At 66.5% G+C, this 10,892-nt stretch carries 10 protein-coding genes and 1 pseudogene; 5 read left to right on the forward strand and 6 right to left on the reverse strand.

The window, feature by feature from the left end; all coding sequences use genetic code 11:
- Positions 1 to 298: 298 nt before the first annotated feature.
- Together tnpB and tnpA are read right to left on the reverse strand one after the other, a co-directional pair.
- The gene (tnpB, locus tag EAH84_RS15235) at positions 299 to 646 is read right to left on the reverse strand and encodes an IS66 family insertion sequence element accessory protein TnpB (RefSeq protein WP_140872829.1); all 348 of its coding nucleotides are present in this window, start codon (positions 644 to 646) and stop codon (positions 299 to 301) included.
- A complete protein-coding gene (tnpA, locus tag EAH84_RS16665) occupies positions 643 to 981 on the reverse strand; it encodes an IS66-like element accessory protein TnpA (protein WP_170209870.1) in 339 nt (112 codons plus the stop codon). Before tnpA ends, tnpB begins: the two co-directional genes overlap by 4 nt.
- A gap of 54 nt (positions 982 to 1,035) precedes the next feature.
- Between tnpA and EAH84_RS15245 the strand changes: the two are divergent.
- Positions 1,036 to 1,272 (forward strand): annotated as a pseudogene (locus EAH84_RS15245) (transposase); the annotation flags it as partial.
- Between the two features lie 66 nt (positions 1,273 to 1,338).
- Here EAH84_RS15245 and EAH84_RS15250 read toward each other — a convergent pair.
- Entirely contained in the window at positions 1,339 to 2,511 is a 1,173-nt protein-coding gene (locus EAH84_RS15250; RefSeq protein WP_140872830.1) for a Fic family protein, read from the reverse strand.
- A gap of 360 nt (positions 2,512 to 2,871) precedes the next feature.
- Here EAH84_RS15250 and EAH84_RS15255 point away from each other — a divergent pair, with 360 nt between their 5' ends.
- Positions 2,872 to 3,582 carry an alpha/beta hydrolase gene (locus EAH84_RS15255; protein WP_241656649.1) on the forward strand — a complete coding sequence of 237 codons (711 nt, stop codon included), beginning with the start codon at positions 2,872 to 2,874 and terminating at the stop codon, positions 3,580 to 3,582.
- Positions 3,583 to 3,785: 203 nt separating this feature from the next.
- Here EAH84_RS15255 and EAH84_RS15260 read toward each other — a convergent pair whose 3' ends face one another.
- Both EAH84_RS15260 and EAH84_RS15265 read right to left on the reverse strand, forming a co-directional pair.
- Complete coding sequence (locus EAH84_RS15260; protein WP_140872832.1) at positions 3,786 to 6,278, reverse strand: ABC transporter permease; 2,493 nt, start codon at positions 6,276 to 6,278, stop codon at positions 3,786 to 3,788.
- A 24-nt stretch (positions 6,279 to 6,302) separates the two neighbouring features.
- Positions 6,303 to 7,010, reverse strand: coding sequence for an ABC transporter ATP-binding protein (locus EAH84_RS15265; protein WP_241656650.1), 708 nt, complete (start codon positions 7,008 to 7,010; stop codon positions 6,303 to 6,305).
- 26 nt (positions 7,011 to 7,036) lie between these two features.
- Here EAH84_RS15265 and EAH84_RS15270 point away from each other — a divergent pair, with 26 nt between their 5' ends.
- Complete coding sequence (locus EAH84_RS15270) at positions 7,037 to 7,672, forward strand: arylesterase (protein ID WP_140872833.1); 636 nt, start codon at positions 7,037 to 7,039, stop codon at positions 7,670 to 7,672.
- 598 nt (positions 7,673 to 8,270) lie between these two features.
- The gene (locus tag EAH84_RS15275; protein WP_241656651.1) at positions 8,271 to 10,001 is read left to right on the forward strand and encodes a DUF885 domain-containing protein; all 1,731 of its coding nucleotides are present in this window, start codon (positions 8,271 to 8,273) and stop codon (positions 9,999 to 10,001) included.
- 8 nt (positions 10,002 to 10,009) lie between these two features.
- Here EAH84_RS15275 and EAH84_RS15280 read toward each other — a convergent pair whose 3' ends face one another.
- Positions 10,010 to 10,339: a hypothetical protein gene (locus EAH84_RS15280; RefSeq protein ID WP_206663984.1), complete on the reverse strand. Its 330-nt coding sequence runs from the start codon at positions 10,337 to 10,339 to the stop codon at positions 10,010 to 10,012.
- A gap of 39 nt (positions 10,340 to 10,378) precedes the next feature.
- On the opposite strand from EAH84_RS15280, the gene EAH84_RS15285 reads away from it, so the two are divergent.
- Positions 10,379 to 10,892 (forward strand): serine hydrolase domain-containing protein (locus EAH84_RS15285; protein WP_140872834.1); only part of this gene is annotated, 514 nt, incomplete at its 3' end.

Consider the following 10,892-nt stretch of genomic DNA (forward strand, 5'->3'; position numbering starts at 1 on the left):
GACACGGTCGCGATTATGATCATGGGCCAGCGATGGCCTGATTCAGGGTTCGCGGCCGCCGCTCGGGCTGCCGTGCACGATGTCTGTGGAGGTGGAAGATAGATGGCTTAACGGTCGAACCGGCGCCCCGGCAGCCTGACTAAAAATGTGGTGTACGACACCGCGAACTTTATGAGGCCCGGAGCGCGCGGAACCCATCTTGGCCAAGGCTCGACCTTGAGACCGGATACGTTGATGCAGACCAGCAAGCTGTCAAAAAATCACCCTTGCAGACGGGGCGGGCCATACGTTTTTTACGTTATCCCGCCGCTTGCGGACGCCACGTCATGCGCGGGTTACGCCAGTCGATCGCCTCGAGCAGGCAGGCCATCTGCGACGCCGTGATCGCCACCACGCCGTCGGTCGCGGATGGCCATATGAACCGTCCCCGATCCAGTCGCTTGGCATCGAGCGACATCCCCACACCGTCGTGCCAGAGCACCTTGATCAGATCACCGCGCCGCCCGCGGAAGATATACAGATCACCGGCGTGCGGATCGCGCTTCAGCCCCTGCTGCACCTGCAGCGCCAGGCCGAACATCCCACGCCGCATATCCGTGCAGCCGGTCGCGAGCCAGATCCGGACGTCGCTGCGGACGGGGATCATCGCCTGAGCGACCGCACCACCGCCGCCACCAGCGCGGGCGGCGCGTCGGCCGCGATCCTCAGCACCGCACCGCCGATCTCCAACACCACCGCGCATCCCGCTACCGGCTCAGGCTCGGGCTGGGAACTCACGGTCACCGCCGCAAATCTCGGTGACACTGGCTGGGCAAGATCGCGTCGCCACCGATATAGCTGGCTCGGCCGCAGGTCCGCACGCCGCGCGATCTCCGCCACGCTCGCTCCCGGCTCGCAGGCCGCCGCTACCAGCAACCGCTTCTGATCGTCCGTCCAAACCCGGCGTCGCTCCACGCCCGAAATAATCGTCACCTGACTCATCGCACCGTCGCTAACATCGGTGCAAGCACCGTCGCTTGCACCAGTGCTAGGTCAGCCGATTACCCGCGCCCGGCAAGGCGGCCCCCACCGGAGGGGTACTGCATTCCGGGCCGGAAATCCCGGATTACGCCCGTTAAATACGACAAGCGCCGGTATCGGAGCCGCAACCGCATCGAGATCATGTTCGGCCGCCTGAAGGACTGGCGGCGCATCGCCACCCGTTACGATCGATGCCCGACGGTCTTCTTTTCCGCCATCGCGCTCGCCGCCACCGTCATCTTCTGGCTCTGAGCAACGAGTCCTGAGCCTAACGCGATTGCGTGTCGGCGCGGCAATGATCGATAGAGCGGCTTCCTATCAATCATTTCCCAATTCCGTTCCGATCCGAAGCAGATCGACATACGCTGCATAGGCGAAGCTGCGATCCCGACGCCTGCCGGTCGTTTCGGTCAAAACCCCCGCCGAGACTAACGCCTCGATCGCACGGATCGCGGTTGGCTTGCTAATCCCGAGCACGGTCATGGCCGACGCCACCGTGACAATTGGATGGCTGGGCAATTCTTCGAAAAGCCTGACGGCCGAAACGGAAGCGGCATCACTCGCCAGCAACCGCGCGCGATCTTGCCCGACGATAGCGAAGATGTCCCGCGCGGAGTTCACCGCCTCGTCGGCGATCGTCGCCACCCCGTCGAGAAAGAAGTCGGTCCAGCCTTCCCAGTCGCCCTGCGTTCGGACGGCGTCGAGCCGCCGGTAATATTCGGCACGATGACGCTTGAAGAACAGACTGAGGTAAAGCGAAGGCGCACGGAGCAGCCCCCAATGCTGGAGCAGCACCGAAATCAGCAAGCGACCTATACGCCCGTTGCCATCGAGATAGGGGTGGATGGTCTCAAACTGCACATGGACAAGCCCGGCACGAATAATCGCGGGCAAGTCATCATCACCGTGGATGTATTTTTCAAGCGCGCTGAGCAGTTCCGGCAGGCGCATAGGCGGCGGCGGAACGAACACCGCATTGCTAGGCCTACTGCCCCCGATCCAGTTTTGGCTACGCCGGATTTCGCCGGGCTGCTTGGTCGCGCCCCTCACGCCGTCCATCAGTCGGCGGTGCGCGTCGTTCAAAAGGCGCATGGAAATCGGAATACCTGAAGGGTTGGCCAATTCCTTTTGGACGTGGTTCAGGGCGTCGAGATAATTGCAGACCTCTTCCACGTCGGCGTCAGGGGCCTTTACGTCGTCCGCCTCAAAGCTCAGCAAATCGAGGAGCGTCGCCTGCGTCCCCTCTATCTGTGATGAGATCACAGCTTCCTTGCGAACAAACCCGTAGAGAAACCAGTCGAGCGACGGCACCATCTCGGTTGCCAGGTCAAGCCGTACCAAGGCTTGCTCCGCAGCATGTAGACGCCTGCTGAGTGCCTCGGACATGGCAAAAGCTGGATCGCGTGGCGGCAAGGCGGATGGCAAAAAGGCCGGAACCTCCTCTCCGCCCGCAATCACATTTTCATATGTGCCCGTCGTTCGCTTCGTCATGGCGTGCCGCAATCCAGTTTGGAGATAGGAACGACATTGTGCCTTTCTCCAGTCACTAATAACGATATCGTGACTTATTTCGCATGAAAGTCAACCATCCGTTATTAACGTCGTTGGCGTCATGGCGACGATGACATGGGATTTTTCCTCACGCCCGCGCTTGGTTGTGTTACCCCCGGAAAGCATCGAGGACAGCCAGTGAGACAGCGCCAAGGTAATTTCCGGTCCGACATGCTCTTGGGCATCGGCTTGGCTCTCGCCAGCTGCTCGCCGCTGCGCACGTTCAACGCGGTCGTGCCAAAGGACGGGGCCAGCATGCGCACCGCGCAAGGCATCGCGTACGCGCCTGGACCGCGGCGCATGCTCGACGTGTATGCGCCCCGCCGCACAGCGCCGGGCGTCAACAAACGCCCCGTGGTCATATTCTTCTACGGTGGCAGCTGGAGCAGCGGAACGAGGACGGGTTACGCGTTCGTCGGTCGTGCGCTCGCCGCCCGCGGGTTGGTCGTGGTCATTCCCGATTATCGGCTGGTGCCGGATGTCCGCTATCCCGCCTTTATCGAGGACGGTGCCGCCGCGGTCAGATGGACCGAGGCACACGCCGCGGAATATGGTGGCGACCCGACCAGGATCGTACTCGCCGGTCATTCCGCGGGTGCGTACATCGCCGCCATGCTGGCGGTCGACGATCGCTGGCTAGGCGTCGCCAGGACGCCCGTCCGCGGCTTCGTCGGCCTTGCCGGCCCGTATGATTTCGCGCCGTTCGACGTGCCCGCGAGCCGTGCGGCATTCGGCGACTGGCCCCGGCCTGCCGAGACCCAGCCCGTTTCCTGGGCTGGTCGCGGCGATCCGCCCGCGCTAATATTAGTCGGTGACGACGACCATGTCGTCCAGCCGCGCAACAGCGAGGCGCTGGCGGCACGGCTGCGCGCCGGCGGTGTTCCGGTCGAGCTGAAATACTATCCAAAGGTTGGCCATGTCGGGCTGGTGACGTCGCTCGCGAAGCCGTTCCGCGATCGTTCTCCCGTCCTCGACGACATGGCCATTTTTATCGACCGGGTCACTCGATGAGGGTTGACCGGCAGCGGACCGTTCAGAAAAAACGGCCGGCCTTCGATTAGCTCGGGTGCGCAGCGCTGTACGCGGCAGCATCGACATCTTGGCTCGGCGTCAGCATCTTCATGACGCCTGCGCAATGACGCGGCCACGTTGCCACGCGATCAGGCGCGCGCGTATCGATCACCCGAAGACACGCCGTCAACACGGGGCGGCCTCTACAAAAACCTTAGGGTTTCGGCTGGTCGCGCGCGGAGCGCGGGCAGGCTGCCGAGCAGACCGATCCCCAACGTCATCACCATCGCCGCACCTAACGTCAGAGCGACAACCGTCCAGTCCGGGGCGAATTCCAGATCGAACACGTGGCCGAGGACGAACCACCCCGCCCCGCCCCCGGCGATCAGGGCGATCACCGCCAAGACGAGGGACAGCAGCGCATATTCGATGGCTTGCGCGGTCAGCACCTGGCGGGCGGTCGCGCCGAGGAGCTTGAGGATCACCGCATCGTAGCGACGGGTGCGTTCGGCAGCGGCGACCGCGCCGATCAGCACCGCGATCCCTGCCGCCACCGTGACCGCGGCCGCGGCGCGGATCGCGAGCGCCACTTGGCCCAGCACCGCGCCGATCTTGCCGATCACGTCGCCGACGCGGATCATCGTTACCGAGGGCAGCGCGGCGGCGACGCGCCGCGCGATCACGCCGTCGCGACCGGGTGGGGCATAGACGCTCGCGAGCAAGCTGTGCGGCGCCTCCTCGATATACCCCGGCGAAAACACGATCGCGAAGTTGAGCCCGAGGCCGCCCCAGTCGATCCGGCGCAGCGCCGCGATCCGCGCGGGGACATCGACGCCCAGCACCGAGACGGTGATCGTGTCGCCGATGCGCAGGCCCAGCGCCTGCGCGGCGCGATCCTCCAGCGACACCAGCGGGGGGCCGCGATAATCCGCGGGCCACCAGCGTCCGGCAACCACCTCATTGCGCGGCGGCACGTCCGCCGACCAGGTCAGCGTGCGGTCACCACGCAGGACCCAGGCTCCGTCGGGTAGCGTCTTCATGCTGGCGACCGAGACCCCCCTGATCGCGACGATCGACCCGCGCAGCGAGGGTACCGCCTCGGTCCGGGCATCCGGTGCCGCCGCGGTCACGATGCGGCGAAACTGCGCGGCGTCATCGGGCTGGAGATCGATCGCGAAGAACCGCGGCGCCTTGGCGGGGGCGGCGCCGTCGAGTTCGGCGGACAGGCTCGTGTCGATCACCGCGAGCCCGACGAACAGCGAGAAACCGAGCCCGAGCGCGACCACCAACCGGTCGGTCTGCGCGCCGGGTCGGTGGAGGTTGGCGAGCGCCAGCCGTAACAATGGCGCGCGCGGGCGTGGCAACCGCGCGAGCCCGGCGCGGATACCAAGACCGACGAGCCACAGCAGCACGACCACCGCGGCGACCGCACCGACGAAGACCAGCGCCAGCATCCGATCGGTTGCGGTCAGCACCGCGAGCGCAACGAGCGCCGCGAGCAACGCCGCCATGCCGATCATCACCGACGCGCCCGGCAGGCGTCGTGTCGCCAGCGCGTCACGCATCAGCGTCGCCGCAGGGATCGCGCGCGCCCGCGCGAGCGCGGGCAGCGCGAATAGCAACGCGACGATCAGCCCGAGGAGCGCTGCGCTCACGAGCGGCGCGGGATAAAGCGCGAGCCGCGGCGCGACCGGCAACGCGGCGCCCGCGACCGCGGCGACGATCCCCGGCACGACCGCGCCAACCGCCAGCCCCGCGGCAATGCCGATCCCCGCGACCAGCCCCAGTTGCACAAGGAAGATCGCGGCGATGGTCCGCGATCCCGCGCCCAGCACCTTGAGGATCGCGATGATCCGCGTCTTGGCGGACAGATAGGCCGCGACCCCGCTGCCGACACCGACGCCGGCGATCGCGAGCGCGGCGAGTCCGATCAGCAACAGGAACTGGCCGAGCTGCCCCACCCCACGCCGCAAGCCGCGCGCCGCCTGCGCGCTGGTCCGCGCCGACCATCCCGCATTGGCGAAGCGCTTGACCAACGCCGCCCCCGTCACCTGGGCGCGATCGGGGCGCGACAAGGCGAGGCGATAATGGCTCTCGTACAGACTGCCTGGCTGGAGCAGGCGCGTGGCGTCGAGCCCACGCATGTCGACCATCACCGGCGGCCCGAGCGCGAACCCCGCCCCCAGCCGATCCGGCTCCTCCGCAATCAACCCGATCACGCGCAAATCCGCCATGCCGATCCGCACCCGGTCGCCGACGCGCACCCCGATCCGATCCGCGGCGGCGGGGGCGAGCGCGATCTGATCGCCGCGCGGTCGCGGCGCAAGCGCGCCAGTCTTGAGGCGGAACTGCCCGACGAGCGGCCACGCGTCGTCGACCCCGCGCAAATCGACCAGCACCGGGGTGCCGCTAGGCCCGCTGGCCATTGCGCGCAGCGACACGACCTCGGCGACGCGGCCCGATCCCGCAAAGGCGGCGGCTTCCTCGACACTCGCGCGGCGTTGCGACACCGACAGTTCGACATCGCCGCCGAGGATCTGGCGTCCCTGCGTGTCGAGCGCAGCAAGCAGGCTCGCCGACAGGCTGCCGATCCCGGCGATCGCGGCGATGCCGAGGAACAGGCACAGCGCCAACAGCAGGAGGCCCCGCCCGCCTCGGCGCAGGTCGCGCAACGCCAGCCGCCAGGCGGTAGTCATTGGGCGGGGGTCATCGGGCGGGGGTCATGCCGCGCGGCTGTCGGTCACGATCCGACCGTCGGCCAGTTCGACGATCCGCGCGCATCGCGCCGCGAGCGCGGGGTCGTGGGTGATGACGAACAGCGTCGCGCCGCTTGCCGCGTGGCGTGCGAACAGCATATCCATGATCGCAGCGCCGGTTGCGGTGTCGAGATTGCCGGTCGGCTCGTCGGCGAAGAGCAGGCGCGGGTTGCCGACCATCGCGCGCGCGATCGCGACCCGCTGTTGCTCGCCGCCCGACAGCTGGGCCGGATAATGGCTGGTGCGGTCGGCCAGACCGACGTTGGCGAGTTCTGCACGCGCCCGCGAGAACGCAGCCGCTTCCCCGGCCAGCTCGAGCGGCACCGCGACATTCTCCAGCGCGGTCATCGTCGGGAGCAGGTGGAAGGCCTGGAGCACGATCCCGATCCGCCCGCGCCGCGCGACCGCGAGCGCATCCTCGTCGAGCGCAGTGAAATCGAGCCCGGCGACGTGCACCTCGCCCGAGGTCGGGCGCTCGAGTCCGGCGAGCACCGCCATCAGTGACGATTTGCCCGACCCCGACGCGCCAAGTAGCGCGACGCTGTCGCCCGCCGCGACCGTCAGATCGATGCCGTGCAGGATATCGACGCGGCTGGGCGGCTTGCCGAGCGACAGGCGAACGTTGCGCGCGACGATCTGCGCGCTATCGCTGGAGAATGAAATGGATGCCACATCAAGCGCGATACGGATGGCGGGGCATGCTTGTCCATCTCGCCATGTCGATCGCCTGCCTGATCGCCGCGCCCGCCGCTGCCGCCGCGCCGCATGCACCGCTGATCTGGGCGTTCGGCGACAGCCTGGTCGCGGGCTACGGCCTGCCCCCCGCGCAGGGGTTCACGAGCCAGCTCCAGGCGGGGCTGCGCCGGAATGGCGTTGCCGCGACCGTCCGCAACGGCGGGGTCGCGGGCGATACCGCGGCGCAGGCGCGCGCCCGGCTGCGCTGGGGGCTGCGCGGGCTCGGCGCGACGCCCGATCTAGTGATCGTCGAACTCGGCGCAAACGACATGTTGCGCGGGTTGCCCGTGACTCAGGCGCGCGCGAACTTGGATGCGATCCTCACCGAACTCGACCGTCGGCACATCCCCGTGTTGCTGGCGGGGATGCGCGCTGCGCCCAATCTGGGACGCCACTATGGCGCGCCGTTCGACGCGATGTATCCGGCGCTGGCGCGCGCCCATCGCGTGCCGCTCTATCCCTTCTTCCTCGACGGCGTTGCCGCGAACCGCACGCTGTTGCAAACCGACGGGCTCCACCCCAACGCCCGTGGCGTCGGGATCATCGTCGCCCGGATAATGCCCGCGGTGCGAGGCGCGTTGCGGAAAACCGTGCCCTGATGACCCTTGCCGCGGGCGGCAATCCTGCGGCGCAAGCAACTCCCCACGAGGCACCGCCGGTAGCCTTCGCTGTAGCGACCGTCTGGCTTATTCTCTGTCTGCGGTCTGGCGAACATGACGACGGTGTCGCCCTCGTATCGATCGGCCGCGATGAAATCGATCGTGCCACCGCACCGGGCGTGCATTTCCCTAGCGGATGCACTTGCCGTTCAATCCGGCATTCGAACTAACAGGCACCGTTCGTCATTCGATCCGCTCTCGCCCGCCGACGCTGGCGACCGCTGACACCAACGGCAGTTCATGTCTCCTCGCACCGGGCGATGTCCTCGCCTGACGGCATCCGTTCGTCCAAGCGCTTGCCTTTGTGGTCTTTGCGCTCGAGTACTCGCTTCTCGGGAATTGCGGACCGCTCTCTCCTTACGCCGTGGAGTATCCGAGCGAACATTGGTCGATCGTGCCGAAACATATGGCGATGGCAGATTTGACCTGAGCTTCGGTCTGCGTAGTTTGCGGGATGGACACCACCGCACCATCTCGCCGCGACACCCTGATAGCGCTTACGACGAGCGTCGCATTCGCCGCCGTCCCATTACGTGCCATGGCTGCCGAGCCACCTGCCAGTGCAGTGCTCGATCGCCTCGCCTGGCAATTGCTCCAGCTCCAACCGACGAAGGCCACCGAACTGGGGGTCGATACCGGAGCGCATGCAGGACTGCGCGGTCAATTAGACGATCGTTCGCCTGCGGGCGTTGTCAAGGAACGCGGCTTTCTGACTGCGGCGCTGAAGGATTTGCGCCAAGTTCCGGCCGACGAGCCCGATTACACGACCCAGACCAGCGTTGCCGTGGCGACCAGCGCATTCACTACCGCACTCGAGGGCATGGCGTTGCCCTATGGCGTCGCGACGATCGGCGGCTGGCGGAACACGCCCTATGGCGTCACTCAGAACGTCGGATCTTGGCTCGACCTGCCGCAGCTGCTCGACGGCGACCAGCCTGTCCGAAACACCGCAGACGCAGAGGCGTATCTGATGCGGCTGTCCGCCATGCCCGCACAGCTCGACGGGGAAACGGTGCGGATTCGCCTGGCCCGCGGGCAAGGACTGGTGCCACCCTCGTTTCTGCTCGACAAGGCAATCATCGGTATAACGCGGACACTTGCGGAAGCCGCGAACCCGGAGGGGCCGTTGATCGGCCCGCTCGCTCGCAAGACCCGCCAGATGCCGGGCGACTGGAGTGGTCGCGCTGTCAGGATCGTTCGGAGCGCAGTCGTTCCCGCGCTTGAACGCCAACTGGCCGAACTCCACGCGGAGCGCGCCGTGGCGACCGAGGCGGCGGGTCTCGGTACTCGCCCACACGGCCCCGAATGGTACGCCTGGGGCCTGCGCGCAAGCACGACGACACGCCGCACGCCCGCCGATATCCACGCGCTCGGTCGGGCACAGCTCGTTGACCTACATGCGCAAATGGACATCATCCTCAAAGGCTTCGGGCTTACCCAGGGCACAGTCGCCGAACGTGCGGTCGCGCTGCAACGTCGACCCGAACTGGGCTTCCCCCAGGATGATGAAGGGCGGCGCCAGATCATCGCCTATATGCAGGGGAAGATTAATGCGATCCGTCCTCGGCTACCGCGCGCGTTCCGTCGACTGATCAAGGGCAACCTCGAAATCCGGCGCATGCCCGTCGCGCAGGAGCCAGGAGCACCAGCGGCCTACGGCGGGCCGGGGTCGATCGATGGGTCTATCCCCGGAAAGATCTGGGTAAACCTTGGCGATCCGTCGATCCACAACAAGGTGACGATTCCCGACTTGGTATTCCACGAGGGCATTCCAGGGCACGTCTGGCAAGGCGAATACGCGCAACAATTGCCGCTGATCCGTTCGATCCTTGCGTTCAACGCCTATTCGGAAGGCTGGGCGCTCTACGCCGAGCAATTGGCCGACGAACTAGGCATGTACGATGACGATCCCGCCGGTCGCCTTGGCTACCTCATGGGTCTTTCCTGGCGCGCGGTGCGGCTGGTCGTCGATACGGGCATCCACGCGATGGGGTGGACCCGCGAACGCGCACTCGCCGAATTTATCGCCGCGACCGGGCTGCCGCAATCGAACGCGGAAAGTGAGATCGATCGGTACTGTGCGTGGCCGGGGCAAGCCTGCGGCTACAAGATCGGCCAGACCGAGATTGTGGCGCAGCGCGTCCGCGCGAAAGCCGCGATGGGCGCGCGCTATGATCTCCGCGATTTCGATCAAGCGGTCGTCGATGGCGGTAACGTGCCGCTTGATGTCCTGGCCAACAATGTCTCTCGCTATATCGCCGCACGTTAAACCGCGCGTCAGTGTCGCACGGCGAGCGGTGTACTTGCGAACGGTTTGGGCTGGCAGCCGAGCACCGGATCGTACCGTGCGCTGCGGCTGGCGATCAGCGGCACCGACGCGGTGATCGTCCGGGTCGCAGCGTTCTCGGACAGCCGAATCGGCTCCATGCCGGGTTCGAAATCCTTGTGGCAGTCGGCGAGCGCTCGTCCTCCCATGTAGCGGCATCCGCACCCGACCCGCGCGGCATAGCCCACCCCGAGTTCAAGTTGCGCGCGATGGCTACGGACCCAAGCATAAGCTGCTCCGCCCGCGATCAGCACGAGGGCGAGCAGCGACCATAAGAGCACGTGCCTTGCTTTCATCACGCCCGAGCCTAGGCTCGGGCGATGCGAAAGAACAGCCAGTGGATCGCGCTCGCCAGCTTGGTGTTTGCCACCGGCTCGACCGCGGCGTCCGATCGCGGACCGCTCGCGCCGCTGTTCCGCGCAGGAGAAGGCGACACGCGCGCCGCGCTGATGATCCGCGACGGGCGCGTCGTCGAAAAACGCTACGCCGCCGGCTATTCGGACGCCAACCGCTTCGTGAGCTGGTCGATGGCGAACACGGTAACCGCGATCCTCGTCGGCGAGCTGGTCGCGGAAGGCAAGTTGTCGCTCGACGCGCCAGCGCCGATCGCCGAATGGCATCGTGCGAACGATCCGCGTGGCGCGATCACGCTGCGGATGCTGCTCAACATGTCGTCGGGGCTGCAACATACCGAAGTCGGCGATCCGGTCGAAGCGTCGGACACGAATCAGGTGCTGTTCGTCAGCGGGACCCAAAAGATGGCCGCGCGCGCGATCGGGGTGCCGCTGGAAGCACGACCCGGTGCCAAGTTCGAATATAGCTCGCTCACGACGA

The sequence above is a fragment of the Sphingomonas oligophenolica genome, assembly GCF_006438955.1.
Lineage (GTDB): Bacteria > Pseudomonadota > Alphaproteobacteria > Sphingomonadales > Sphingomonadaceae > Sphingomonas > Sphingomonas oligophenolica_A.